General features: G+C 70.7%; 22 protein-coding genes. 14 read left to right on the plus strand and 8 right to left on the minus strand.

What is annotated here, in order from left to right; translation table 11 throughout:
• From ACZ5C2_RS11925 to ACZ5C2_RS11935, 3 genes are all read right to left on the minus strand, one after another.
• The coding region (locus tag ACZ5C2_RS11925; RefSeq protein WP_468789159.1) for a type I polyketide synthase at nucleotides 1-1730 on the minus strand (1730 nt) is incomplete at its 3' end.
• Nucleotides 1731-1766: 36 nt separating this feature from the next.
• Entirely contained in the window at nucleotides 1767-2006 is a 240-nt protein-coding gene (locus ACZ5C2_RS11930; RefSeq protein ID WP_468789161.1) for a DUF5988 family protein, read from the minus strand.
• Nucleotides 2007-2161: 155 nt separating this feature from the next.
• Nucleotides 2162-3541: an NDP-hexose 2,3-dehydratase family protein gene (locus ACZ5C2_RS11935; protein WP_468789163.1), complete on the minus strand. Its 1380-nt coding sequence runs from the start codon at nucleotides 3539-3541 to the stop codon at nucleotides 2162-2164.
• A 264-nt stretch (nucleotides 3542-3805) separates the two neighbouring features.
• On the opposite strand from ACZ5C2_RS11935, the gene ACZ5C2_RS11940 reads away from it, so the two are divergent.
• Genes ACZ5C2_RS11940 through ACZ5C2_RS11970 form a run of 7 tightly spaced genes read left to right on the plus strand, consistent with a single transcriptional unit; the run spans nucleotide 3806 to nucleotide 10473 of the window.
• Entirely contained in the window at nucleotides 3806-4555 is a 750-nt protein-coding gene (locus tag ACZ5C2_RS11940) for a thioesterase II family protein (RefSeq protein WP_468789165.1), read from the plus strand.
• A gap of 20 nt (nucleotides 4556-4575) precedes the next feature.
• Nucleotides 4576-5835 carry a macrolide family glycosyltransferase gene (locus ACZ5C2_RS11945; RefSeq protein WP_468789167.1) on the plus strand — a complete coding sequence of 420 codons (1260 nt, stop codon included), beginning with the start codon at nucleotides 4576-4578 and terminating at the stop codon, nucleotides 5833-5835.
• The gene (locus tag ACZ5C2_RS11950) at nucleotides 5832-6806 is read left to right on the plus strand and encodes an ATP-binding cassette domain-containing protein (protein WP_468789169.1); all 975 of its coding nucleotides are present in this window, start codon (nucleotides 5832-5834) and stop codon (nucleotides 6804-6806) included. The genes ACZ5C2_RS11945 and ACZ5C2_RS11950 overlap by 4 nt, the downstream gene beginning before the upstream one ends.
• Nucleotides 6803-7606, plus strand: coding sequence for an ABC transporter permease (locus ACZ5C2_RS11955; protein WP_468789171.1), 804 nt, complete (start codon nucleotides 6803-6805; stop codon nucleotides 7604-7606). Before ACZ5C2_RS11950 ends, ACZ5C2_RS11955 begins: the two co-directional genes overlap by 4 nt.
• Before the next feature lie 35 nt (nucleotides 7607-7641).
• The gene (locus ACZ5C2_RS11960) at nucleotides 7642-8865 is read left to right on the plus strand and encodes an aminotransferase class I/II-fold pyridoxal phosphate-dependent enzyme (RefSeq protein WP_468789173.1); all 1224 of its coding nucleotides are present in this window, start codon (nucleotides 7642-7644) and stop codon (nucleotides 8863-8865) included.
• Between the two features lie 34 nt (nucleotides 8866-8899).
• Complete coding sequence (locus ACZ5C2_RS11965) at nucleotides 8900-9340, plus strand: sugar 3,4-ketoisomerase (protein ID WP_468789175.1); 441 nt, start codon at nucleotides 8900-8902, stop codon at nucleotides 9338-9340.
• On the plus strand, nucleotides 9337-10473 hold the full coding sequence (locus tag ACZ5C2_RS11970; protein ID WP_468789177.1) for a DegT/DnrJ/EryC1/StrS family aminotransferase: 1137 nt from the start codon (nucleotides 9337-9339) through the stop codon (nucleotides 10471-10473). The genes ACZ5C2_RS11965 and ACZ5C2_RS11970 overlap by 4 nt, the downstream gene beginning before the upstream one ends.
• 26 nt (nucleotides 10474-10499) lie before the next feature.
• On the opposite strand, the gene ACZ5C2_RS11975 is transcribed toward ACZ5C2_RS11970, so the two are convergent.
• On the minus strand, nucleotides 10500-11684 hold the full coding sequence (locus ACZ5C2_RS11975; RefSeq protein WP_468789179.1) for an alpha/beta hydrolase: 1185 nt from the start codon (nucleotides 11682-11684) through the stop codon (nucleotides 10500-10502).
• Nucleotides 11685-11820: 136 nt separating this feature from the next.
• On the opposite strand from ACZ5C2_RS11975, the gene ACZ5C2_RS11980 reads away from it, so the two are divergent.
• Both ACZ5C2_RS11980 and ACZ5C2_RS11985 read left to right on the plus strand, forming a co-directional pair.
• Nucleotides 11821-12558, plus strand: a complete 738-nt coding sequence (locus ACZ5C2_RS11980; RefSeq protein ID WP_468789181.1) for an FkbM family methyltransferase — start codon at nucleotides 11821-11823, stop codon at nucleotides 12556-12558.
• A gap of 108 nt (nucleotides 12559-12666) precedes the next feature.
• Nucleotides 12667-13626: an ACP S-malonyltransferase gene (locus tag ACZ5C2_RS11985; RefSeq protein ID WP_468789183.1), complete on the plus strand. Its 960-nt coding sequence runs from the start codon at nucleotides 12667-12669 to the stop codon at nucleotides 13624-13626.
• Nucleotides 13627-13672: 46 nt separating this feature from the next.
• Here ACZ5C2_RS11985 and ACZ5C2_RS11990 read toward each other — a convergent pair whose 3' ends face one another.
• Entirely contained in the window at nucleotides 13673-14758 is a 1086-nt protein-coding gene (locus ACZ5C2_RS11990) for an acyl-CoA synthetase family protein (protein ID WP_468789185.1), read from the minus strand.
• Nucleotides 14759-14886: 128 nt separating this feature from the next.
• Nucleotides 14887-16533 carry a beta-N-acetylhexosaminidase gene (locus tag ACZ5C2_RS11995; protein ID WP_468789187.1) on the minus strand — a complete coding sequence of 549 codons (1647 nt, stop codon included), beginning with the start codon at nucleotides 16531-16533 and terminating at the stop codon, nucleotides 14887-14889.
• Between the two features lie 166 nt (nucleotides 16534-16699).
• Here ACZ5C2_RS11995 and ACZ5C2_RS12000 point away from each other — a divergent pair, with 166 nt between their 5' ends.
• Genes ACZ5C2_RS12000 through ACZ5C2_RS12020 form a run of 5 tightly spaced genes read left to right on the plus strand, consistent with a single transcriptional unit; the run spans nucleotide 16700 to nucleotide 22668 of the window.
• Complete coding sequence (locus tag ACZ5C2_RS12000; protein WP_468789189.1) at nucleotides 16700-18004, plus strand: macrolide family glycosyltransferase; 1305 nt, start codon at nucleotides 16700-16702, stop codon at nucleotides 18002-18004.
• Complete coding sequence (rfbA, locus tag ACZ5C2_RS12005) at nucleotides 18001-18882, plus strand: glucose-1-phosphate thymidylyltransferase RfbA (RefSeq protein ID WP_468789191.1); 882 nt, start codon at nucleotides 18001-18003, stop codon at nucleotides 18880-18882. The genes ACZ5C2_RS12000 and rfbA overlap by 4 nt, the downstream gene beginning before the upstream one ends.
• Complete coding sequence (locus ACZ5C2_RS12010; RefSeq protein ID WP_468789193.1) at nucleotides 18879-20096, plus strand: macrolide family glycosyltransferase; 1218 nt, start codon at nucleotides 18879-18881, stop codon at nucleotides 20094-20096. Before rfbA ends, ACZ5C2_RS12010 begins: the two co-directional genes overlap by 4 nt.
• Entirely contained in the window at nucleotides 20093-21334 is a 1242-nt protein-coding gene (locus ACZ5C2_RS12015; protein WP_468789195.1) for a macrolide family glycosyltransferase, read from the plus strand. The genes ACZ5C2_RS12010 and ACZ5C2_RS12015 overlap by 4 nt, the downstream gene beginning before the upstream one ends.
• Entirely contained in the window at nucleotides 21331-22668 is a 1338-nt protein-coding gene (locus ACZ5C2_RS12020) for a cytochrome P450 (protein WP_468789197.1), read from the plus strand. The genes ACZ5C2_RS12015 and ACZ5C2_RS12020 overlap by 4 nt, the downstream gene beginning before the upstream one ends.
• 250 nt (nucleotides 22669-22918) lie before the next feature.
• On the opposite strand, the gene rfbB is transcribed toward ACZ5C2_RS12020, so the two are convergent.
• Both rfbB and mqnC read right to left on the minus strand, forming a co-directional pair.
• Nucleotides 22919-23878, minus strand: coding sequence for a dTDP-glucose 4,6-dehydratase (gene rfbB, locus ACZ5C2_RS12025; protein ID WP_468789199.1), 960 nt, complete (start codon nucleotides 23876-23878; stop codon nucleotides 22919-22921).
• Nucleotides 23879-23891: 13 nt separating this feature from the next.
• The gene (gene mqnC, locus ACZ5C2_RS12030; RefSeq protein ID WP_468789201.1) at nucleotides 23892-25097 is read right to left on the minus strand and encodes a cyclic dehypoxanthinyl futalosine synthase; all 1206 of its coding nucleotides are present in this window, start codon (nucleotides 25095-25097) and stop codon (nucleotides 23892-23894) included.
• Nucleotides 25098-25104 lie beyond the last annotated feature (7 nt).

The raw sequence follows: 25104 nt of genomic DNA on the forward strand, positions 1-25104 counted from the left end.
CCCTCAACACCCCGCAACACACCCGACAACGACCAGTCCACAAACCCCGACAGCGCCGACTCACACTCCGCCAACCGCGCAGCGAACACCGGCGACGACTCCAGCAGGGCAGCACCCATCCCCGCCCACTGCGCACCCTGACCCGGGAAGACGAACACGGTCCGGCCGACCGCACCCGCGACCCCCGACACCACCCCACCCGCAGGCTCACCCGAAGCCAACGCCTCAAGCCCCACCGCAGGTGAACCCACCACCACGGCCCGATGCTCAAAACACGACCGCGTCGACACCAACGACCAACCCACAGCCGCCGGATCCACCTCACCGACCAACGGCAACAACGCCCCGGCCTGAGCACGCAACGCAGCCGCACTCCGCCCCGACATCACCCACGGAACCGCAGGCAGGTCGGCTCCAGGCTCCGCTGCCTCCCCGGTGGGCGCCTCGGAGAGAACCAGGTGGCAGTTGGTGCCCCCCATCCCGAACGCGCTGACCCCGGCAATCCGGGGACGGCTCACGTCGGGCCACTCCATCGCGCGGTCCACGACGCGAAGGTTCAGTTCGTTCAGCGGGATGTCCGGGTTGGCTTCCTCGAAGTTCAGGCTTGCGGGGATGCGCCCGTGCGACAGTGCCAGCACCGTCTTGAGCAGACCGGTGACGCCGGCGGCGGCCTCCAGGTGTCCCACGTTGGTCTTGACCGAGCCGACCAGCAGCGGACTCGTGTCCGGCCGGGTGGAGCCCAGGGCGGCACCCAGCGCCTCGGCCTCGATCGGGTCGCCCACAGGGGTGCCGGTGCCGTGCAGTTCGACGTACTGCACGGCATCCGCCGGGAGGCCGGCGGCCTCGTACGCCTGGCGCAGGACGTCCGCCTGCGCCCGTGGGCTCGGGGTGGTCAGATGCTCGGCCCTGCCGTCGTTGTTGACGGCACCGCCGCGGATGACGCCGTAGACGCGGTCGCCGGCGGCGATCGCGTCGGGGAGCAGTCGGAGCACGAGGACGACGCCGCCCTCACCCCGTACGAAGCCGTTGGCCCGGTGGTCGAAGGTGTAACTGCGGCCGTCCGGTGAGAGGCCGCCGAACTCTTCGGCGGCGGTGCCTGTTTCGGCGGCGATACTGAGATTGACGCCGCCCGCGAGGGCAAGGGTGGTCTCACCGCGGCGCAGGCTCTCCATCGCGGTGTGGACCGCGACGAGCGAGGACGCCTGGCCGGCGTCGACGACGAGGCTGGGCCCGCACAGCCCGAAGAAGTGGGATGTCCGGCCCGCGATGATGCCGCGGCTCACCCCGGGCATCGCGTGGTGGTTGAGTGCGGCCCGGCCCGCCCTGCCGAGGAGGAGGGCGTAGTCGTCCCGCATCGCGCCGACGAACACTCCGGTCGCGCTGTCGCGCAGGTCGTCGGCGACGATCCGGGCGTCCTCGAAGGCCTCCCAGGCGAGCTCGAGCATCAGTCGCTGCTGAGGGTCGAGCACGGCGGCTTCGCGCGGGGTGATTCCGAAGAAGTCGGCGTCGAACCGGTCGACGTCGTCGAGGAACGCGCCCCAGTTCCCGCCGGACGGTTCCCGTCCGGCGGGAACCCGGGTGACCGCGCTTTCCCCGTCGCACAGCAGTCGCCAGAAGGCGTCGGGGTCGGGGGCCCCGGGCAGCCGGCAGGCGAGTCCGACGATGGCCACCGGCTGGTTGCCTGTGGCGGTGCCGGGCCGGGCGGGGATGCTGGTGCGAGGGGTGTCCATGGGTCGCGAGGTCTCCATAGGGCGCGTTGCTCCCGCCTACTCCGCGATCTTGGTGAAGCCGGTCCAGCGGAAGGTCCTCGGTCCCTGGCCGGCACCGCCGGGTTCGTCGGCCGGCTCGAAGTGCTGGTAGCCGCCGTAGTACTCGATTTTGATCTTGTCCGGGGCGTTGGCCGTGTCGATGAGCACCGTCCGCCTGTCTGCCGGGAGGTCGTCGGGACCGCCGATCAAGGTGACGCTCACCATGCGCTCGCCGGTCTCCTCGCCGATTCCGGTCATGGGGTACCCCTTCCGTGTCTCGTTGGTGAAGCGATGCGGTCCGCGCGCGCTCACCGTGCGAACGCGCGCCGTCGTGGCCGGACGGGGGGACGGTCCGGGCGGGGACGTCCCACCGCATTCCGGTGGATGCCGTGGCTGCGGTGCTGCGGTCGCGGTCAGTCCAGGCAGGAGCGCAGACAGGCGATGAGGCTGCGGGCCTGCACGTTGAGGTAGTGCCGGTGCTGGAGCAGCCAGGTGATCTGGGGCAGGGTCATCCAGCGGAAGCCGGGCGGCTCCTCGTCCGGGTGGTCGTCGCCCACTTCGATGATCACGTACCGGCTGCGGGAGTGGTGGAAGCGGCCGCCCTCCTCCGACAACTCCGCGTCGAACAGCACACGGTCGGTGTGGCGGCGGTGTTCGATGTCGCGGAACTGCTCCCGCAGTGGGCCGGGCAGGTGGGCGTGGTTCTCCGGGGTGCCCTGCACGGTGGGGGCGAGTTCGATGGCGTCGATGTAGCCGGGCTCGATGCGGGCGCGGAGCAGGACGTGTGGCACCCCATCGAACCGTTTGACCAGCAGCGCGATCACGCCGACGCCGTGCGGTTGGATCAACGGCTGCGTCCAGCCGGCCACTTCCCGGCTGTTGGCGACGACATCGACGGCGATGACGTCGAAGAACAGGCCGCGTTCGTGCGCGATGGACCGGTCCGTCTGCCGCCAGCCGGGCAAGTTCCGCAGGCCCACGACGGTGGTGTCGACGTCGTGGACGGCCTGGTTGGAGGTGATCCAGCTGATGATCTCGGTGCCGGTGTGCAGACTCGGGCCGTCCGTGTCGAAGCCGGGCAGGCAGGACAGCACCGTGCGGGTGTCCATGTTCACCCGGTGGTCCATGCGCAGTTGTTGCTGCACCTGGCCCAGGGTCAGCCAGCAGAAGTCGTCCCCGGCCTCCACCTCGGGCCCGACCTCGACCACCATGTTGCGGTTGCGCTTGTGGTAGAACCAGGCGCCGTGCTCGGACTGGAGCACGTCGGCGACGACCCGGCGCGGATCTGCGCGCGCGAAGTGCTCGACGTAGGGCACGGTCCGGCCGCGGTGCACTCCGGTGTAATTGCTCTTGGTGGCCTGCACCGTGGGTGACAGCTGGACGCCGTTGGGATTGCCGGGCTCCGTCTTGGCCTGCATCAGCAGGTGCAGGACCCCGTCGATCTCCCGTACGGCGATGCCCAGGAGTCCGATCTCCCGCTGCAGGATGATGGGCTGGGCCCACTGCCGTACCGGGCCTTCGTCGACCTCGACCCGGAGGCCGGCCACCGAGAAGAACCGGCCGCTGTCGTGCACCAGGTTCCCGGTGTCCTCGGCGAACGACCAGTTCCGCAGTTGGCTGAACGGGATGCGGGTGACGTCGTGGACCTGGGCGGCGCCGCGTTCGGCGAGCCATTTCTCGAACTGTTCGGGGCTGGTGGCCACACCGTCGGTGGCACGGGCCGACTCCGCGAGCCGCTCCCGCAGCCGTGGGTCCTCGTGACGCAGCACGCCGGGTCCGGTGGTCAGCGGCATGGTCCTCTCCCCCGTCGTCTGTTCGGTGGCGTTCGCACTCCGGTCGGGTCGACCGGGGCCTCGCCCTGTGGCGTCGCACACCAGGTGAACACGTCGGTGGGAGCTGTCCCAGACGGAGCGGACCGATCTAGGTGTTCACTCAGATCCGCGCCGAGGGGAGTGCCGCGGGGACGGTCGGCGAACTTCCCTTGACCCAAGCGGCCGACAGGGAGTGTGCTCCCGCCTCCCCACTCGCCGGCCGTGTTCGCGATCAGAGAGGCCGGGATGAACGACACCGATGTGTGGATACGACGCTACTTTCCGAGTGCCGATGCCGCGGTCCAGTTGGTCTGCCTGCCGCACGCGGGAGGCTCGGCGCCCTTCTACCGGCCGGTGGCCCAGGCGCTGAGCCCGCGGGTGGAAGTCCTCGCCGTCCAGTACCCGGGACGCCAGGACCGCCGCCACGAACCGATGATCGACGACCTGGGGGTGCTCGCGGACCGGGTGTGCGAGGCCGTCGCGGCGGCCGTCGACCGCCCCTTCGCGCTGTTCGGACACAGCATGGGCGCCACCCTGGCGTTCGAGACGGCGACCCGGCTGGAGGGCCGTCAGATGTTCCCGATGAGGGTGTTCGCGTCCGGGCGGCGGGCGCCGTCCCGGGTCCGCGACGAGCGGGTGCACCTGCGTGACGACGACGGCATGGTGGCCGAACTGCGGGCGCTCAGCGGCACGGACCAGCGGATCTTCGGTGACGAGGAACTCCTTCGCATGGTGCTGCCCGCGATCCGCAACGACTACCGCGCCGCGGAGACGTACCGGTACACGCCCGGTCCCCGGCTGCGCTGCCCGATCACCGCTCTCACCGGCGACAGCGACCCCAAGGCGAGTCACGAGGAGGTGGACGCCTGGCGTTCGCACACCGCGGGCTCGTTCGAGCTGAAGACCTACACCGGCGGGCACTTCTACCTCGTCGACCACACCTCGGAGGTCCTGCGCGTCATCGACGAGCGGCTGAGCGAACCGGCCCTTCGGTGACCGGGGAGCCGGACGGAGTGATGACGTCCAGGCATGTCGCGGTCCTCGTGTTCCCGGGGTACGGCCATGTGAACCCGACGCTGGAGATCAGCCGCATGCTGATCGCGCGGGGCCACCGGGTCAGCTACGTCCTGGACGAGCGCCTCGCGGAGCCGGTGACGGCCGCCGGCGCCCGGATGGTGCCGTACAGCTCGCGCCGCGTCCGGCTGGCCGCCGGTACGGACACGGTGACCGGTGAGGAGATCGCCGCGATGGGTCTGGCGTTCCTGCGGGAGTCGAGGGACGTCATCCTGCCGCTGACCCTGGAGGCGTTCGAGGACGACGTACCGGACCTGATCCTGTACGACCTGGAGAGCTTCTTCACCGCACGCACCGTGGCCAGACGCTGGGGCCGCCCCACCGCGCAGATGTTCCCGTACATGGCCACCAACGAGCACTACTCGCTGAACCGGGAGGTGTTCTCCGGGGCGGGTGAGAGCCTGGAGAAGTCCGTCGAGCTGGTGGCGGAGTTCCTGACCGGCGAGGGTGAGGACGCGGACGCCGTCTGGCCGTTCCTGGCCAACTTCGACGAGCGCAACCTCGTGCTGCTGCCAAGGGAGCTCCAGCCCCGCGGCGAGACCTTCGACGAGCGGTACACCTTCACCGGGCACAGCCTGCCGGCCGACCGGCCCGGTACGGGTTCGTGGGTCCGGCCGGCCGGGGACGGCCCGGTGGTGCTGATCACGCTGGGCACCGAGAAGAACGACCGCCCGGACTTCTTCGAAGCCTGCGGTGCCGCCTTCGCGGACGGCGGCTGGCATCTGGTGGCGGCGGTCGGCCCGGGCAACCTGCCCGCCGCCCGGCCTGCGGGCGACCACGTGGAGGTGCACGAGTGGATCGACTACAACACGGTCCTGCCGCATGTGTCGGCCGTGGTCTGCCATGCGGGCATGAGCACGATGCTGGACGCCCTCGCCTTCGGTAAACCGCTGGTGGTCGTCACGTACACGCCGGAGGACCGCGTCAACGGCAGGTCTGTCACCGAATGCGGCGTGGGCGTCGAGCTGCCCGGCGCGGAGGTCACCGCCGAGCGGCTGCGCGCCGCGGTGGAACACGTCGTGAGCTCCCCGGACATCCGCCGCCGGGTCGCCCGGATGCGCATGGACCTGCTCGCGGCGGGCGGGCCCGCCCGCGCCGCGCGGGTGATCGACGACTGGCTGAACGAACCCTTCCCGACGTCTGGAGAATCCATGGAGCACACGGTCCCGTCCGGGGCGCCCGAGAGCGCGGGCACCCGATGACGTATGCCATCGAGACCGAAGGCCTGGTCAAGCGCTTCGGCAAGGTCACCGCGCTGGGCGGACTGGACCTCGCGGCGCACCGGGGGACCGTGCTCGGCGTCCTCGGCCCGAACGGGGCGGGGAAGACGACCGCGGTCCGCATCCTGGCCTCGCTGATGCGGCCGGACGAGGGTACCGCCCGGGTCTGCGGATACGACGTGGCCCGCGACCCCCACGAGGTCCGCCGGGTCATCGGTCTCACCGGCCAGTACGCGGCCGTCGACCAGGAACTCACCGGCGCGCAGAACGTCTTCATGGTGGCCAGGCTGCTGGGATTCAGCCGGGCCGACGCCCGGGCCCGGGTGGCACAGCTGCTGGAACGGTTCGGGCTCGGACACGCGGCCAACCGCAAGGCGAGCACCTACTCGGGTGGCATGAGACGCCGGCTCGACCTCGCGGTCAGCCTGGTGGGTGATCCCGAGGTGCTGTACCTCGACGAGCCGACCACGGGTCTGGACCCGGAGAGCCGCTACGAACTGTGGGACATCGTGCGCGATCTGGTCGCGGACGGCTCGACGGTGCTGCTGACCACGCAGTACATGGACGAGGCCGACCGGCTCGCCGACGACATCGTGGTGATCGACGGGGGCGTGGCCATCGCCACCGGCACCCCCGAGGAGCTGAAGTCGAAGATCGACCGGCAGACGCTGGAGCTCCAGCCCGCCGATGACGGTCAGCTCGAGCGTGCCGCACGGATCGTGGAGGAGCTCAGCGGCATCCGGCCGATGACGGAGGGCAAGCGGCTGCGCTTCCAGGTCAACGACTCGGCGCTGCCGCCCGCGCTGCTGCGCCGTCTCGACGAGGCGGGCATCGAGGTCGTCGAACTGGCGCTGCGCAGGCCCAGCCTCGACGAGGTGTTCCTGTCCCTGACCGGGAGCGGCAGGCGGACGGATCCGGCGTGGACAGTGAAGACGGAACGGAGCACGGTATGAGCACGATCGTCCGCACGCGGCCCGGACACCGGCTGGGGATCGTGACGACGACCCGGCACTGTCTGACCCTCACCGGCCGCAACCTGCTGCACCTCAAGGCGAATCCGGGGGAGATCATCGGGTTCGCCGTCGTGCAGCCGCTGATGGTGATCGCGCTTCTGGTGTACGTCTTCGGCGGGGCCATCGCCGGAGACACCGAGACGTACCTCCAGTACGCCCTGCCGGGTCTGATCGTGCAGTCGTCGGTCACCTCCGTGCTCGCCACCGGTGCCGGACTGCACCAGGACATCAGCAACGGCGTGTTCGACCGGCTGCGCAGCCTGCCCATCGCCCGCATCGCGCCACTGATGGGTCATCTGATCGGCAACATGGTGCGGGTCGCGGCCGGTGTGCTGATGCTGCTGGCCGTGGGCGCCGCGCAGGGCTTCGACGTGCACACCGGGTTCTGGTCCACCCTGGCCGGCCTGCTGCTGGCCGTGCTGTTCGGAACGAGCCTGGCCTGGGCGTCGATGCTGGTCGGGCTCGCCGCCAAGTCCGCTACGACGGTCCACATGTTCAGCGGTGTGCTGCTGTTCCCGCTCACCTTCTGCAGCAACGTGTTCGTGCAGACCGACACCATGCCGGGCTGGCTCCAGTCCTGGGCCGACATCAACCCCATCTCGTACGAGGCGACGGCTCTGAGGGCGCTGATGACGGGCGGGCCGATCGGTGCCTCCGTGTGGTGGACGCTCGGCTGGACCGCCTTGCTGACGGCCGTGTTCGCCCCGCTCGCCATGCGGGCGTACCGCAGACGGGTCTGAGGCGACCCCCACAGCTTGCCAAGGGAGACGTAGTGATGAAGCACCGTACGGAAGACCTCGCACTGTTCGGCGGACCACCGGCCTTCGTGCACAACCGCCGCGTCGGCCGGCCGAACCAGGGCGACCGCGCACGGTTCCTGGAGCGGATGAACCGGGTTCTGGACAACGAGTGGCTGTCCAACATGGGGCCGCTCATGTACGAGTTCGAGGAGCGCGTGGCGGAGCTCGTGGGCGTGCGGCACTGCGTCTCCCTGTGCAACGCGACCGTGGCGCTCCAGATGCTGGTCGGCGACGTCGCCACCGGGGGTGTCCCGGGCGACGAGGTGATCGTGCCGGCGCTGACGTTCCCCGCGACGGCGCACGCCGTGCGGTGGCGGGGCCTGCGGCCGGTCGTGTGCGACGTGGATCCCGTGACCGGTCTGATCGACCCGGACGCGGTGGAGGAGCTCATCACGCCCCGCACCCGGGCGATCACGGGTGTTCATCTGTGGGGTCAGGCCTGCGACGTGCTCCGCCTGGAGAAGATCGCCGAGAGCAACGGACTGCGGCTCTTCTTCGACGCGGCCCCGGCGTTCGGCTGCACATACGGCGACAGGCCCCTCGGCGGCTTCGGTCACGCGGAGGTGTTCAGCTTCCACGCGACGAAGGTCGTCAACTCCTTCGAAGGCGGCGCGATCGTCACCGACGACGACGCGCTCGCCGCACGCATGCGGGCCGTGCGGAACTTCGGCTTCGGCCCCGACGGCCTGGTCGAACTGCTCGGCACGAACGCCAAGCTGAGCGAGGCCGCGGCCGCGATGGGGCTCACCTCGCTGGACGCGCTCGAGGGCAACATCGCCCACAACCGGGCCGCCTACGAGGCGTACCTGACCGCGCTCTCCGGTATCCCCGGGGTGCGGGTGCTGGAGTACGACCCGCGGCACCGCAACAACCACCACTACATGATGATCAACGTGGACGAGCAGGACGCCGGGGTGCACCGGGACCTGCTGCTGGAGGTGCTGCGCGCCGAGAACGTTCTGGCCCAGCCCTACTTCCGCCAGGCCATGCATCAACTGCTCCCGGAGGCAGACGAGTCACCCGCCCCGCTTCCGCACGCCGAGCGGCTCTGCGGGCAGTTGCTGGCCCTGCCGACCGGCCCCGGGGTGAGCACCGCCGACATCGAGGTGATCGGCGATGTCGTACGGGCGGCGGTCGCCCACTCCGGCGAGGTCACGGCACGACGGCGCACGGAGCCGGCCGGCGCGGCCGGAGCGTAGCGGGCACGACGGACTGGAGCGAGGAGAGGCCGCGATGGCAGCGACCACCACCACACCCGTCGGCAGGGTCAAGCCCAGCCGGCTCATCGATCTGGAACGGCACATGGACGAACGCGGCTGCATATCGGTCGTCGAGTCGGAGAAGACCGCCGATTTCCCCATCCGGCGGGTGTACTACCTGCACGACCTGACGGGCGGTACCTCCCGGGGCGGGCACGCGCACCGGGAGCTGGAACAACTGTTCATCGCCGCCCACGGCAGCTTCACCATCAGGGTCGACGACGGCTTCCAGCAGGCCGAGTACCGTCTGGGCAGTCCGTCGACCGCCCTGTACGTCGGTCCGATGGTGTGGCGGGACCTCAGCGACTTCTCACCCGGTGCGGTCTGTCTGGTCCTGGCCTCGCACCACTACGACGAGGCGGACTACTACCGCGGATACGAGGAGTTCCTGCGGGACACCCGGAGCCCGGCATGACCGAGGTCCCGTTCTTCGACTTACGCGACCTGCACGTCGCCACCGGCACGCAGGAGGAGATCGACCTGGCCGTGCTGCGGGTGTCCCGCTCCGGCCGCTACCTTCTGGGAGCCGAACTGGACGCCTTCGAGGCGGCTTTCGCGGCGTACTGCGACAGCGCGCACTGCGTGGCGACGGGCAGCGGTTTCTCCGCTCTCGAACTGGCGCTCAGGGCGACGGGGGTGGGCCCGGGCGACGAGGTGATCGTGCCCGCGCACACCTATGTCGCCACCTGGTTCGCCGTGTCGGCGACCGGTGCCCGCCCGGTGCCCGTGGAGCCGGGCGAGGACTCCTTCCTGCTCGACACGGACCTGCTGGAGGCGGCCGTCACCGAGCGCACCCGCGCGGTACTGCCGGTGCACCTGTACGGGCACCCGGTCGACCTGGACGCGGTCGGCCGGTTCGCCGGCCGGCACGGGATCGCGGTGGTCGAGGACGCTGCCCAGGCGCACGGCGCCCGGCACCGCGGCCGGCGGGTGGGCAGCGGCCATGCCGTGGCCTTCAGCTTCTATCCCGGCAAGAACCTGGGCGCCCTGGGCGACGGCGGCGCCGTCCTCACCGACGACGCGGAACTGGCCGACCGGTTACGGCTGCTGCGCAACTACGGCTCCCGCGAGAAGTACGTGCACGAGGTGCAGGGATACAACTCCCGTCTGGACGAGATCCAGGCCGCGGTGCTCGCCGCGAAACTACCTCACCTGGACGGCTGGAACGAGCGGCGCCGCGCCGTCGCCCGGCGCTACACGGAGGCGTTCGCCGCGCTGCCCGGCATCGTCGTGCCAAGGGTGGCGCCCTGGGCGGAGCCCGTCTGGCACCAGTACGTGCTGCGCGCCCCGCACCGCACGGCATTGCGCGAACGGATTCAGGAGGCGGGCGTGGCGACCCAGATCCACTATCCGGTGGCCAACCACCGCGCACCCGCATACGCCGGTCAGCGGATCGCCCCGCCCGGTGGCCTGCCGCGGGCCGAACGGCTGGCGGAGGAGGTGCTGAGCCTGCCCATCGGTCCCCACCTGCCGGACGAGACCGTCGAGCGGGTCGTCGACGCCGTACGCACCGCGGCGCTGGACCTCGCCGGAACCGGGTCCCGGTAGGCGTTCACCGAGGTTCGGCCGGACGCTCAGGCCTCCTGGCCGTCCGCGCGCGGGCCGGTCCGCGTCGCGCGCACCCACCCGAGGAAGGCCTCCACCCCGTCGACGACGGCTTCGAAGCGCAGCGAGTGGAACAGGTCGAACGAGTGTTGCGCACCAGGAAGTTCGGCGTACAGCACGGGACCGGACGACGCGGCGCGCAGGGCCCGGGCGAAGGCGCGGGCGTTCTCGACGGGTACCAGCGTGTCCTTGTCGCCGTGCGCCAGGAAGAACGGTGGCGCGTCCGGGCGCAGATACGCCCACGGCGTGGAGGCCGGCCGGCCCTCGGTCACCGCGGGACCGTAGTAGCCGTACAGGGAGACGGCGGCGGCGACCGAGGTGTCCGCCTGCTCGAAACCGGGCTGGAAGACGGGGTCACCGGGGGTCAGTGCGGCCATGCACGCCATGTGGCCTCCCGCGGAACTGCCCGCGACGACCAGCGTCGACGGGTCGGCGCCGTACGCCCGGCCGTGCTCCCGCGCCCAGACGATCACCTTCTTGGCGTCGACGAGGTGGTCGGGGAACCTGGCATCGGGCATCAGGCGGTAGTTCGCGCTCACGCACACCCAGCCCCGGCTCGCCAGCCGGTAGAGCAGGGGACGCGCCTCGCGGTCCTTGCGGCCGCTGTAGAAGCCGCCGCCGTGGAAGTAGACCAGGGTGGGGGCGCCCTCGGGACGGGAGCGGTGACGGTAGACGTCGAGCAGGTTGCGGCGGCCCGCTTCTCCGTAGCGGATGTCCGCGACCCGCTCGACGTCCCGGCGGCGCACGAGGAACGGCCGGAACAGGATGCGGGCGAGCGGGGGACGACGGCGCAGGCTGGCGGCGGTGCCGGGGGCGAGGGCGGAGCGCCAGCCGGCCCCGAGGCCCTCACTCAGGGCGTCCTCGACCACCGGGCGCGCCCGCAGCCCCCGGTGGATCACGACCCCCAGCCCGGCCGTGGTGAGCACGGCCGCCCCGAGCACGGCCCGGCCACCGGGAGAGGCGACATCGCCCTGGGCGAACGCCGGCAGGGTCGAGGCGACGATCCAGTAGAGGCCGAGGAACGGCAGTTCGTTGAGCACCAGGCCGAAGCGGAAACTCAGGGCGCCCAGCAGCCATGGCCGGCGCGGGGCGACGGCGGCGAAAAACGTGCACCACGTGACGAGGGCGGTCGCCACCAAGTAACCAATCGGCATGCCGCGAACTGTATCAACGGCCATGTCAGGGCAGTTAGTTGTTTCCCTAGAAGGTCCGGAATCCACGCTCTGGGCCGGTGTTCGCGTGGATACGCTTCGTCAGACATTCACCATTGTGTTCTGCGAAGGGGCGAACGTGGCGGAGCTTGTCGAACTGGGCGGCAGCCTGAAGGTCTACACACAGAGCCCGCTCGAAGCGCAGTACATCTACGACGAGATATTCGAGCAGGGTTGCTACGACGGGATCGAACTCGCCGAGAGGCCTCTCGTTTTCGACATCGGCGGGAACATCGGAATGTTCGTCCTGTTCATCAAGAACAAGTACCCGGACGCCGAAGTGGTCTCCTTCGAACCGATGCCGGATTCCATCGAACTCTTCAACACGAACATGGCGCTGCACGGTCTCGACGATGTCACCCTGCACCGCACGGCACTCGGCAGCGTGCCGGAATCCGCGGTCACCTTCTCCTTCTTCCCCATGCTTCCGGCCAACTCGACCAGGTACCCGGAGATCAAGGAGCTGCCGAAGGCGCAGATGGCCGAGAAGGTGGACCGGGCGCTGGTGGACCAGATGTACCACGCCGAGAAGGTGACCGTCGGCGTCGAGCGGCTCGCGGCGTTCCTCCCGGAGGACCGCGACGTCGATCTGCTCAAGGTCGACGTGGAGGGCGCCGAGGCCGACGTGCTGCTGGGTATCGACGATTCCCAGTGGTCGCGGATTCGTCGGGCGATCGTAGAAGTGGCTGACCTGGACGGGCAGTTGGAGCGGGTATGCGACATCCTGCGCAAGGCCGGCTTCGAGGTCGTTCCGGAGCGGGCCCCTCTCACCGAGGAGGAGAACCGCTACTACATGGTGCACGCCGCACGCCACTGACGCCTTCGCTTTCACTCCTGCCTTCCTTCGTGCTTTTCACTTCTGTGCCGGCCGTCATCCGCTCCGGCCCTTTTCCACGTCGGCCCTTTCCCCTGTCGAGGTGACAGCGTGGCTCTCGCATCCATATTCGGTACGAACCTCTTCCACTACGAGCCGAGCGGTGTCGTCGAGTTCTACGAGGCATATCCGGCGGTACGCGACTCCTTCGCCGAGGCCTCCCGGTGGACGGGCCTGGACATCGAGCCGCTCCTGTACCAGAACGGCTCCTACGAGGACGAGACGCAGCGGATCCGGGCGGTCTCCGTGGGGCTCGCCGCCGCCCAGCTCGGCATCCAGGACGTACTCGTGGAGAAGGGCCTGCTCCCCGACGCGGTCGGCGGGCTCAGCCTCGGCGGACTGGTCGGCAGCTGCGTCGCCGGCTCGATCGGGCGACGGGATCTCATGCGGATGCTCGTGGAGGCGGACCACGACTCCCAGCAGCCCGGTGGGGAGCGGGCCGAGGGCATCGCGTCGGCGTACCTGAGCCTGGACTTCGACCCCGACCACTACTACGGGGAACAGCGCGAAGGAGTTTTCCTGAGCGCCGACTTCGGCTGGGACGCCGAGGGCAGAATCCGGATCGCCATGCTCAGCGGTTACCGCGACGCCCTGGAGAAGCTCGCCTCGGAGGAACCGGAAGGCCTCATCAACGTCACCGAGGGCGCGGACCTCGCCGTGCACAGCCCGCTGCGGTGGCGGAACCGGGAGCTGACGCGGGCCCAGGTGGCCCCGATCCCCTTCTCGGACCCGCAACTGCCGCTGTGCTCGTGCCTGGAGCAGCGGACGCTCGGCACCGCCGAGGAGGTGCGGGAGATGTTCGTGGACAACGTCGTCAAGCCGATCAGCCTCGTGCATCTGAACGAGGAACTGCAGCGGCACGGCACCCAACTCGCCCTGGTGGTGGGCCCATCACCCGTCATGAACGCCCTGAAGTATCCGTTCCCGACGGTCTTCGTCGACTCCCCCGCAGCCGTGTCGCAGGCGGTCGCAGCGGTCTTCGAACACGGCGTCCGCCTGCGACGCGCCTGACACCGCACGGCCGGACGGGACCCCGTCCGGCCCGGGGCCGATTCGCCTAGTAGAGGCCCTCGGGCCGGTCCGCGGAGACCTGGAGGGGCTGGACGTTGGCGACTCCGTCGCATGGCCAGTCGGGCGAGGCGCGGTGGCGGATCGCCTGATCGCGCTCGAGGACGTTGGGCAGGAAGAGGTCCTCCTGGAGCACGGTCAGCCGCACCCGGCCGACCTCGCCGTACTCCACGACCCGCGTCGGGTCGTCCTTGTCGACGACGGCCATCGTCGTGTGCGGGAACCCCGGTACGTACGGCAGGGTGGCCCCGCCGTCGGGCGAGGGCAGACCGTAGCCGTTTCCGAAGGTGTTGCCGTAGGTGGTGCCGATCACCCCGTTCGGCATGGCCGCGGTGAGCCTGCGGTACGCGTCCGGGGTGAACTGGGTCCCGCCGAGGGCGACACCGCGCAGGGCTGCCACCAGGTCGGGGCGGCGGTTGATCAGGGCCTGCACGGTCGCGGGGGTGGTGCGCAGGTAGTCGACCGGGCGAGTGCCGAGGACGTCGACGATCTGGTCGGTCACGTGGTCGACGTACTCCTGCATCTCGGCGAGCCGGCCGCCGCGGATGAGGGTCTTGATCCAGCGGGGGTCCAGGTCGATCGCGTAGACGGTCGAGCCGAAGATCTCGGCCAGGTGGTTGAGTTCCTGGCCGACGACATGGGGACCGCTGGGCCCGGCGTCGAGCCAGACCCGCCCGGGTTCGAAGCCGGCCGTCTCGCGGCCGCGCTGGTGCCAGGCGGTCCACTGGAGTGCCATCGCCTCGGTGTAGAAGACGCGGCAGGGCCTGCCCGTGGTGCCGCCCGACTCGAAGACGCGTCCCCGCAGCGGCCGGGGCACGCTCTGCGGCACGAGATCGGCCGGGTCGAGGTCCCGCAGCAGCGCCAGGTCGAAGGAGCCGAACGCGGACAGCTCGTCGTAGCGGGTGATCTCCAGGGGGTCGAAGCCGAGGTCGGAACGCTGCTTCAGCCAGTACGCCGAGCCGCCCTCCGGGTCGAAGTGACGCCGCAGCACATGCCGCGTCCAGGCGTCGAGATCCTGCGCCAGCCAGCCGTCGGTCAACGCCCTCAGCGTCTCCGTGCGCATCTTCACCAACATGGCGTCAGTATCCGGGGCGGCACAGTGGGGGAATCCTTAGAGCGCGGCTCGCGGGGGCGGCGGGGCGGCCTGCCCGCAGGGGCCGGGCCCGGCGGGGAGACCGCCGGGCCCGGCCTGACACATCCGGCTCAGCTGCCCATCGGCCAGGGCACGTCCGGCGACAGGTAGTAGTTCACCCGCGCCTCACGCAGCCGCGGGCCCTGAGCGGCCAGCCGCCGCTTGAAGGTGTCCCAGTCGTGCGCGGACGCCTTCGCCCAGCCGATCTCCGCGACCGACAGCAGCCGCGGGAAGGCGAGGCCCTCCAACTGGTTGATCCCGAACACCGTCTCGGTCCACAGCGGCGCCTCGACACCGGCGATCGCGTTCACGGGCAGACCGGCGATCTGCTCCTCCGGCTTCCAGGCGTAGGACTTCTCCACGGTGGACGTGCCGACCCAGGAGTTGCCCACCGGATACTCCGGCAGATCGGCCGTGTACTTCATGTCGAGGTACGTGTGGGCGGCCGGAGCCATGACGACCTTGCCGCCCGCCTCGGCGGCGGAGATCATCTGCCCGTCGTTGAGGCCGGGGGCCCAGACCTCGGTCATCGACCCCGACGGGTTCAGCGAACCCGCCGCTTCCTGCCAGCCGAAGACCTTCTTGCCGTGCTTCTCGACGAGCTTTTCGACCTTCTCGAAATAGCCGTCGAGTTCCTTCTGCGTCCTGCCGCTGGCCTCGTCGCCGCCTATGTGGAGGTACGGGCCGGGCGTGAGGTCGGCGAGCTCACCGATGACGTCGTCGAGGAACTCGTACGTGTCCGGATCGTCGAGGCACAGCGCGCCCTCCTCGCTCTGCACCCAGCCGGTGTACGGCTCCGGCGCGGTGCCGTCGCAGTTCAGCTCGGCGTAGGAGGCCAGGGCCGCGTGCGAGTGGTTGGGCCCCTCGATCTCGGGGACCACCGTGACACCGCGCTGGGCGGCGTACCGGACGAGTTCCCGGTACTCCTCCTGCGTGTAGGAGCCGCCCATCAAGCCGCCGACACCGCTGCTGCCGCCGACCTTGGTCAGCTCCGGGCGCTCCTTGATCTCGATGCGCCAGCCCTGGTCGTCGGTGAGGTGCAGATGCAGGTAGTTGATCTTGTAGCGGGCGATGGTGTCGATGTACTTCTTCACGTCCGTCGCCGGCAGGAAGTGCCGGGCCACGTCGAGCATGGCACCACGGTAGGCGTAGCGCGGTGCGTCGGCGATGCGGCCGGCCTGGACCCGCCAGGGACCCGGCATCCGCTGCTGCCGTTCGACCTTGACCGGGAACAACTGGCGCAGGGTGGCGACCCCGTTGAGGAGTCCCGCCCGGTCATCGGCCCGGATGGTGACGGCCCGGGAGGTGACGTCCAGCTGGTAGCCCTCGGTCTTGGTGACCGAGTTGGCCCCGCCCAGGGCCAGCACGATGCCCTCCGGCTCGGTGCCGGCCCGGAGCGTGCGCACCGGCAGGTCGTAGCCGGTGGGCTTGCGCAGCAGGCCGGCCAGGAAGTCGGCGGCCGCCTTGGCGTCCGCCGAGCCGTCGGTCGCGTAGATCGCGTCGTCCGGGCCCAGGGCGAAGGAACCCTGCATAGTGCGGACCTGGGCGGGCAGCGGAACCACCTTGGTCAGCGGGACGGCGCCCGGCGTCCCCGAGGGCCCGCCGAGTGACGGCGTCGCCGCGGAGAGGGAGGCTGTGACCGCCACCACGACCCCGAGGACCGTGACTTTCTTGCTCCGGGAGCGGAGGCGCCCCGGGGGTTTCGCTCTTGCCTTCATGTATGACCGTGTCCTTCTGTCGAAACTCGATGGTGTCCTGAACCCATCGGTGACCAGCTTGGCGAACTCGGTCCAGTGGGAGCCCTAGTCTTCGCGGTCCAGTGGGTGCCCTAGTCTTCGCGTCACTCGCTCGATGCGGCACGCGGGGCGTGTACATACTCGCGCCGTGAACGGACGACCGGCGCACGACGGACCACCGCAGCGGCACGGAGACGGCCGGTTCGGCGGCCACATCGGTGTCTTCACCTTCCCCGCGTACGCGCACATCGCGCCCGCCGTACCGATGCTGGCCGAGCTGGTGCGGCGTGGCCACCGGGTCAGTTGCTTCGTCACGGAGCGGTTCGCCGGCCTGGTCCGGGGCACCGGGGCGGAGCCCGTCGTCTACCCGTCCGCGTTTCCGTGGGCCTCAGGTCCCTCCGGTACGGCGCTGGAGAACATTCTCGACTTCTTCGAGGAGGCGATCGCCCCGCTGCACAGGGCGGTGACCCACTTCGACGGCGACCGGCCCGACCTCCTCGCCCATGATCTGGCGGCCTGTGAGGCGGCTCGGCTGCTGGCCCGTGCCTGGGACGTCCCGGTGGTGCAGCTCTGCCCGACCATGGCCTCCGGCCCGGGGTTCTCGATGGGCGAGCGGCAGGGCCGGGAGGCCTCGGGGCCGCCCCCGGAGCCGATCGACCCGGCGGATCCGGCGATCACCTCGTTCGTCGGGCGCAAGGCGGAACTGCTCGCCCGGCACGGCCTCGACGGCGTCCCGGCCGACGGCCCCGGCGCCGAGCACGGCCCCAACGTGGTCTTTCTGCCGAAGGCGTTCCAGATCGCCCCGGAGACGTTCGACGACCGGTTCGCCTTCATCGGCCCGTGCCTGGACGACGCTCCGGCCCCGGACGACTGGCGTCCGCCGGAGGGCCGCCGGGTGCTGCTGCTGTCGCTCGGCAGTTCCCACACCCCCGACCAGGCCGACTTCCTGCGCGGTTGCGTCACCGCGCTCGCCGGCACACCGTGGCATGTCGTGGTGACCCTCGGTCATCGCGTCACCGCCGCCGAACTCGGCCCCCTGCCCGGCAACGTCGAGGTCCACCAGTGGCTGCGCCACCCCGAAGTCCTGCGGCACGCCGCCGCGTTCATTACGCACGCCGGCATGGGCAGCGTCATGGAGTCCCTCTTCCACGGGGTTCCGATGGTGCTCGTGCCGTACCACATCGACCAGCGGGTCATCGCCCGGCAGGCGGCCGAACTCGACCTGGGCCGGGTCCTGCTCCGCGAGGCGGCCGGCGGAGACGCTCTGCGCACGGCCGTCGACGAGGTCACCGGAAGCCCCCGTGTCGCGGCCGCCGTGGCCGAGATGCGCCGGCATGTGATCGAAGCGGGCGGCGCGCCCCGGGGCGCGGACGTCGTCGAGGCTCTGATGCGTCGTCGTCCCGCCCGTCCATACACCCTCAACGCGCCACCTATGGAGGTGACTCAGCCATGAAGGGCATCATCCTCGCCGGAGGCGCCGGAACGCGCCTGCACCCCGTGACCCTTGCCGTCTCCAAGCAGCTGCTCCCCGTCTACGACAAGCCGATGATCTACTACCCGCTGTCCGTGCTCATGCTGGCGGACATCCGGGACATCCTCATCATCTCCACGGCCGAGGACCAGCCGCTCTTCCAGCGGCTGCTCGGCGACGGCTCAGAACTGGGACTGCGGCTCAGCTACGCCGTCCAGGCCGAACCCAACGGTCTGCCCGAGGCGTTCGTCATCGGCGCGGACTTCGTCGGCGACGACTCCATCGCGCTGATCCTCGGCGACAACATCTTCTACGGTCCCGGCATGTCCGATTTCCTGCGGGACAGCCGCGACAGCCTGGACGGGTGCGTGCTGTTCGGCTACCGCGTCTCCGACCCGGAGCGCTACGGCGTCGGCGAGGTCGACGACCAGGGCCGGCTCATCGGCATCGAGGAGAAGCCGGAACGGCCGCGCACCGACCGCGCCATCACGGGCCTGTACCTCTTCGACAACCGCGCGCTCGACATCGCCAAGAACCTCACACCGTCGGCGCGCGGCGAGCTGGAGATCACCGATGTCATCCGCCGCTACCAGCAGGAGGGCAAGGCGAAGGTGATCGACCTCGGTCGCGGTTTCGCCTGGCTGGACACCGGCACCCACGACTCGCTCATCGACGCCGGCCAGTACGTCCAGGTGCTGGAGCGGCGCCAGGGCGTACGCATCGCCTGTATCGAGGAGATCGCCCTGCGCCGCGGTTTCATCGACGCCGAGGCCTGCCACCGGCGCGGCGCGCGCCTGCCCAAGTCCGGATACGGCGAGTACGTGATGCGCGTCGCCGAGAAGCAGAAGGAGCTTCGATGACCGGCCGGCACATCGCCTTCTTCAACTACGCGGCCCACGGCCACGTGAACCCGACCCTGCCGGTCGTCGCCGAGCTGGTACGCCGCGGCCACCGGGTGACCTACGTGGTCGCCGAGCAGTTCGCGGACGTGGTCGCCGCGACCGGCGCCGAGGTGATCGGGTACCACTCCGTCGTGCCGAAGTCCTGGAACACGGTGGCCATCCCGGCGAAGATCACCGGCAACGACATGGCGGAGGCGGCGGTGGTCCACCTCTCCGAGGCGTTCGCGCCCCTGGACGAGGTGGAGAAGCGGCTGGGCGACGACCGGCCCGACGCGATGGTGTACGACGCGTTCGGTTATGCGTCCGGGCGGCTGCTGGCGCGCAAGTGGCAGGTGCCCTCGGTGCTGACCGCCACGACGTTCGTGGTCAGCGAGGCCTGCAACCCGTACGCCGCGCTCGCCGGGTCGATGACCCCGCCCGACCCCGGTCACCCGGCGCTCGCCGAGCACCGCGATCTGCTGCGCGCCACGCTGGACGCGCACGGACTCGGCGGGCTGTCGAACGAGGAGTTCACCGGCGCCGCCGAGGAGCGCACGATCGTCTTCGTGCCGCCCGAGTTCCAGCCGGGCGTGGAGACGTTCGACGAGCGGCACGTCTTCGTCGGTCCGTGCATCGGGGACCGGGCCCTGCAGGGCGAGTGGCGGCGCCCGGACGACGGACGCCCGGTGGTGCTCGTCGCACTCGGCAGCTTCGGGTACGAGAACCAGGCGGCGTTCTACCGCGACGCTCTGGCCGCGCTGGCCGATCTGCCCTGGCACGTCGTGATGTCGCTCGGCGGCCTGGTCGGCCCGGACGATCTGGGCCCGCTCCCGGCGAACGTCGAGGCCCGGCCCTGGGTGCCGCAGTTGTCGGTCCTGGAACACGCGTCGGCCTTCGTCTCGCACGCCGGGATGGGCAGCACCATGGAGTCGCTGTCGTTCGGCGTGCCGCCGGTCGTGGTGCCCCGCACCGGCGAACAGGACCTGGTCGCCGCACGGGTGGCCGAGCTGGGCCTGGGCCGTGCCATTGCTCCGGGCGAGCTGACCGCCGACGGCCTGCGGGCCGCGGTGCTCGGGCTCACCGAGGACACGGCCACCCGGAGCCGGGTGCGGGAGCTGTCGGCGAGCATCGCGGCACGACGCGGGCCCGCGCTCGCCGCCGACGCGATCGAGGCCCGGGCGGCCTCGGCATGACCGGTCCTTCCCCGGTGGAACCCGGTGGTCCGCCCCGGCACTTCGCCTTCCTGCCCTACCCGGCGTACGGTCACATGGTGCCGGTTCTTCCGGTGGTCTCCGAACTCGTGGCGCGAGGCCACCGCGTGACCTGCTTCACCACCGACGCGTTCACCGACCGGGTCCGCGAGACGGGCGCCGAGGCGCGCCTGTACGACCCACCGCTCTCGTCCGACCCGCCGCCGGACGTCATCGACGCCGACGAATGCGCGCGCGCCCCGCTGAAGCTCCTCGAGGCGAGTACCGCCGTACTGCCGGCGATCGAGTCCCGCTTCGTGGACGGACCGCCGGACGCGGTTGCGTACGACACGACGCTGTGGCTGACGGGGCGCCTGCTGGCCACGCGGTGGGCGTGCCCGAGCGTGCAGCTGTCGCCGACGTTCATCTCCAACGAGCACTTCAACCTCTCCGATCGGCACCAGGAGTTCGCCGGGCGGATCGATCCGGCGCATCCGGCGATCGTGACGTTCGGCAAGCGGCTGACCGAGATCGTGACCGGCAGCGGTTTGGCGGCGGAACAGCAGGCCGAACTGTTTTACGGGCGGCGGGAGTTCACTGTGGCGTTCGTGCCGAAGGCGTTCCAGTTCGCCGGTGACACGTTCGACGAACGGCATGTCTTCGTGGGTCCGACGGTCTCGGGCCAGGACGGGGCGTGGCAGCCGCCGTCCGACGGCAGACCAGTGCTGCTGGTCTCGCTGGGCACCACCGTGAACAACCGGCCGGACTTCTTCCGCGCGTGCGTGGCGGCCTTCGCCGACCTGCCCTGGCACACCGTACTCGCGCTCGGCAACCGGGTCTCCCCCGCCGAGCTGGGGCCCCTGCCGCCTCATGTGGAGGCGCACTCCTGGGTACCGCTGAGCGCTGTCCTGCGGCACGCCTCGGTCTTCCTCTGCCAGTCGGGCATGGGCAGCATCCTGGAAGGGCTGCGCGCGGGAGTGCCCATGGTCGTCGTCCCGCACCACCCCGAGCAGCACGTCAACGCGGCCCGGTTGTCCGAGCTGGGCCTGGCCCGGGTGGTACAGCGCGAGGACGCGACCGCCGGGGCCCTGCGCGCGGCCGTGCTGGACGTCGCGGGCGACACCGCTCTGCGTGCCCGCGTCGGGGCCATGCGGCGGCATGTGGACTCGGCCGGTGGAGCCTCCCTGGCGGCCGACGCGATCGAACGACGGCTGCGTGCCGTGACCTTGGAGACGCCATGACCCACCCGGATTCCCGTCCCGCCACCCACCCGGACGCCTCCCAGGGCGCCGGACCCGGCACCGACACCCCGCGCGGTGGCCGGAGCGACGGGTCCCCGGAAACGGAGGCCGGGGAGGCTTCCGCCGTGCCGGTCACGTTGCCGGTGGCGCGTGGCTGTCCCTTCGATCCGCCGGCCGCGTACACGGCTCTCCGCGAGGAGGCCCCGGTCACGCCGCTGGCGTTGACCGTCGGGCCGGGCGGGGGCAGGGGCTGGCTGGTCACCCGGCTCGCGGACGCCCGGGCGGTGCTGAGCGACCGCCGCTTCAGTCATCGCAACGAACTGATCGGCCTGCCCATACCGCCGCCCTTCCCGATGGCCGGGTACGCGCCGTCGCCCGCCGCGCCGGGTGCCTTCATCAAGATGGACCAGCCCGGCCACTCGCGCTACCGCCGTCTGGTGACCCGCCGGTTCACGATGCGCGCGATCGCCGCACTGACGCCGGTCATCACCCGGCTGACGACGGAGCACCTCGACGCCATGGCCCGCTCCGAAGGGCCGGTGGATCTTGTCACCGCGTTCGCCGAGCCGCTCCCGGTCCAGGTGATGTGCGAGATGTTCGGCGTCCCGGACGCCGTACGCGATCCCCTCGCCCGGCACTTCGCGGTGCTGTCCCGGATGTCGTACACCGTCGAGGAGCTGGTCGCCGCGTGCACGGCCATCGCCGAGCTGCTGACGGACCTGGTGACGACGCGGCGCGGGAAGCCCGGCACGGACCTGCTGAGCGAGCTGGCCGGCAACGGGGAACTCACCGACGAGGAGGTCGTCAACATCGCCTGGGCGCTGCTCGGCGGCGGCTTCGACACCACCGCGAACATGATCGCCCTGAGCACGTTCGCGCTCCTCACGCACCCCGAGCAGCTCGCCACCCTGCGCGCCCGGCCGGAACTGGCCGACGACGCGGTCGAGGAGCTGTTGCGCTATCTCACCATCTCCCATCTGGGAGCGAGCCGCGCCGCACTGACGGACGTCGAGCTGAACGGCGTCCGGATCGGAGCGGGTGACACGGTCGTGGTGGCGCTGCCCGCGGCGAACCGGGACCCCGCGCACTTCCCGGCCCCGGAACGGCTGGACATCACCGCCTCCGCCCAGGGCCATGTGGCCTTCGGACACGGCGAGCACCAGTGCATCGGCCAGCACCTGGCGCGCAGCGTGCTGCGCATCGCGCTGCCGGCGCTGTTCGACCGCTTCCCGGACCTGCGCCTGGCGACCGACCCCGAGAAGGTCCCGCTGCGCCTGGACATGCTGCACTACGGCGTGCACGAGCTGCCGGTCGCCTGGGGCGCCGAGGGCTGACCGCGACAACGGAGGTGGGGGGGGGGGGAAGGGGGGGGGGGGGGGCCCCCCCCCGGGGGGGGGGTGTGCCCCCCCCCCTAGTCACCCTCCTGTTTGTTTTTCGCCCCCACCCCCCCCTTCTCCCCCCCCCCCCCAAGACCCCCCCCCCCCCTCCCCCCCCCCCCCCCCCCCCCCCCCCCCCCCCCCCCCCCCCCCCCCCCCCCCCCCCCCCCCCCCCCCCCCCCCCCCACCTCCGCGTGGTGCCGTGCCGTCAGCCCTCGTCAGGCCACCGTTCGGGGTGTTCGCGGTACCACCGCACCGTGCTCTCCAGCCCCTGGTCGAACTCGATCGCCGGGCTGAAGCCCAGCTTCGTGATCTTGCCGAAGTCCAGGGCGTACCGCAGGTCGTGGCCCTTGCGGTCGGCGACGTGGTGGATCAGCGCCGGGTCCGCGCCGCACAGGTCGACGAGCCGGCGCGCGATCGAGGCGTTGGTCACCTCGACGCCGCTGCCGATGTTGTAGATCTCGCCGGGCGCCCCGTCGGTGAGCACGAGCTGGAGCGCCGTGCAGTGGTCGGCGACGTGCAGCCATTCCCGGACGTTGCGGCCGTCGCCGTAGAGCGGCACGGGTCTGCCGCGCAGCAGGTTGGTGATGAACAGCGGGATGAGCTTCTCGGTGTTCTGGTACGGGCCGTAGTTGTTGGAGCAGCGGGTGATCCGGACATCCAGGCCGTGAGTGCGCCAGCAGGCCCGTGCGATCAGGTCGCTGCCGGCCTTCGACGCCGAGTACGGCGAGTTGGGCAGCAGGGGCCACTCCTCGTCCCACGCACCGGACTCGATCGAGCCGTACACCTCGTCGGTGGACACGCACAGCACCGTCGTCACGCCGTGGCGCAGACAGCCGTCCAGGAGCAGCTGGGTTCCGAGCACGTTCGTCGACACGAACGGCGCCGCGCCCACCAGCGACCGGTCGACGTGCGACTCGGCCGCGAAGTGGACCACCACGTCATGGCCGGGCAGTGCCCGTGCGAGCGCGTCGGCGTCGCGGATGTCCCCCTGCACGAACGTCAGCCGTTCGTGGCCGAGCGGCAGGTTGTCCGTGGTGCCCGCGTAGGTGAGCAGGTCGAACACGGTGACTTCGGCGTCCTCGTACCCGGCGTACTCGCCGGCGAGCATCGCGCGGACGTACTGCGAGCCGATGAACCCCGCGCCGCCCGTGACAAAGACCTTCACGTCGCTCCGCCCCTCAGCCGACCGGCAGGACCTTGAGCGAGCGGCGCTGTACGCCGTCGCCGGAGTCCGCGATCGAGGACAGGTGCGAGACGACCCGCTCGGTGGCGGGGTCGTTCGCCGGGTCGTCGTGCACGCGCAGGATGTCGTACGTGGTGCTGCGCTGGGCCGGCACGCGGTCGGCGCCCCGGATCAGATCCAGCAGCTCGGACAGGTTGGAGCGGTGCCTGGCCCCGGCCGACGACACCACGTTCTCCTCCAGCATGATGGAGCCCAGGTCGTCGGCGCCGTAGTGCAGCGTCAGCTGGCCCATCTCCTTGCCGGTGGTCAGCCAGGAGCCCTGGATGTGCGGCACGTTGTCGAGGAAGAGCCGGGCGATGGCGATCAGGCGCAGGTACTCCAGCGGCGTCGCCTGCGTCTGCCCCTTCAGCTTGTTGTTCTCCGGCTGGTAGGTGTACGGGATGAACGCCCGGAAGCCTCCGGTGCGGTCCTGCACGTCACGGATCATCCGCAGGTGCTCGATGCGCTCGGCGTTGGTCTCGCCGGTGCCCATCAGCATCGTGGTGGTGGACTCCACGCCCAACCCGTGCGCGATCTCCATGATCTCCAGCCAGCGCTCGCCCGACTCCTTCAGCGGGGCGATGGCGTTGCGGGCGCGGGCGGGCAGCAGTTCGGCGCCGGCGCCGGCGAACGAGTCGAGACCCGCCTGCTTGATCCGGCCGATCGCCTCGTCGACGGAGACGCCCGAGACCTTCGCCATGTGCTCCACCTCGGACGCGCCGAGCGAGTGGATCACCAGCTCCGGGAACCGCTCCTTGATGGAGCGGAACATGCCCTCGTAGTACTCGACCCCGTAGTCGGGGTGGTGACCGCCCTGGAACATGATCTGGGTACCGCCGAGCTCCACGGTCTCCGCGCAGCGGCGCAGGATGTCGTCGAGGTCGCGGGTCCAGCCCTTCTCGGTGTCCTTCGGGGCCGCGTAGAAGGCGCAGAACTTGCACGCCGTGACGCACACGTTGGTGTAGTTGATGTTCCGCTCGATGATGTATGTCGCCAGGTGCCCCTTGTCGGGGTAGCGGCGGCGGCGTGCGGCGTCCGCGGCCTGCCCGAGCGCGTGCAGGGGCGCGTCCCGGTAGAGCTCGAGCGCCTCGTCGGGCGTGATACGGCCTCCGGTGGCGGCACGGTCCAGAACAGCGGTGAGATGACTGGGCGGGTTGGCCACGTCGGGC

Source organism: Streptomyces sp. NPDC031365, from assembly GCF_055569765.1.

Excerpts from the sequence above, each read along its gene's own strand:
- ACZ5C2_RS11940 (WP_468789165.1), top strand. The coding sequence starts at position 3,806 with ATGAACGACACCGATGTGTGGATACGACGCTACTTTCCGAGTGCCGAT.
- ACZ5C2_RS11960 (WP_468789173.1), top strand. The coding sequence starts at position 7,642 with ATGAAGCACCGTACGGAAGACCTCGCACTGTTCGGCGGACCACCGGCC.
- ACZ5C2_RS11995 (WP_468789187.1), bottom strand. The coding sequence starts at position 16,533 with ATGAAGGCAAGAGCGAAACCCCCGGGGCGCCTCCGCTCCCGGAGCAAG.
- ACZ5C2_RS11935 (WP_468789163.1), bottom strand. The coding sequence starts at position 3,541 with ATGCCGCTGACCACCGGACCCGGCGTGCTGCGTCACGAGGACCCACGG.
- ACZ5C2_RS11975 (WP_468789179.1), bottom strand. The coding sequence starts at position 11,684 with ATGCCGATTGGTTACTTGGTGGCGACCGCCCTCGTCACGTGGTGCACG.
- ACZ5C2_RS11970 (WP_468789177.1), top strand. The coding sequence starts at position 9,337 with ATGACCGAGGTCCCGTTCTTCGACTTACGCGACCTGCACGTCGCCACC.
- ACZ5C2_RS12015 (WP_468789195.1), top strand. The coding sequence starts at position 20,093 with ATGACCGGTCCTTCCCCGGTGGAACCCGGTGGTCCGCCCCGGCACTTC.
- ACZ5C2_RS11930 (WP_468789161.1), bottom strand. The coding sequence starts at position 2,006 with ATGACCGGAATCGGCGAGGAGACCGGCGAGCGCATGGTGAGCGTCACC.
- ACZ5C2_RS12020 (WP_468789197.1), top strand. The coding sequence starts at position 21,331 with ATGACCCACCCGGATTCCCGTCCCGCCACCCACCCGGACGCCTCCCAG.
- ACZ5C2_RS11990 (WP_468789185.1), bottom strand. The coding sequence starts at position 14,758 with ATGTTGGTGAAGATGCGCACGGAGACGCTGAGGGCGTTGACCGACGGC.
- ACZ5C2_RS11955 (WP_468789171.1), top strand. The coding sequence starts at position 6,803 with ATGAGCACGATCGTCCGCACGCGGCCCGGACACCGGCTGGGGATCGTG.
- ACZ5C2_RS11945 (WP_468789167.1), top strand. The coding sequence starts at position 4,576 with ATGACGTCCAGGCATGTCGCGGTCCTCGTGTTCCCGGGGTACGGCCAT.
- ACZ5C2_RS11950 (WP_468789169.1), top strand. The coding sequence starts at position 5,832 with ATGACGTATGCCATCGAGACCGAAGGCCTGGTCAAGCGCTTCGGCAAG.
- ACZ5C2_RS12010 (WP_468789193.1), top strand. The coding sequence starts at position 18,879 with ATGACCGGCCGGCACATCGCCTTCTTCAACTACGCGGCCCACGGCCAC.
- ACZ5C2_RS11965 (WP_468789175.1), top strand. The coding sequence starts at position 8,900 with ATGGCAGCGACCACCACCACACCCGTCGGCAGGGTCAAGCCCAGCCGG.
- rfbA (WP_468789191.1), top strand. The coding sequence starts at position 18,001 with ATGAAGGGCATCATCCTCGCCGGAGGCGCCGGAACGCGCCTGCACCCC.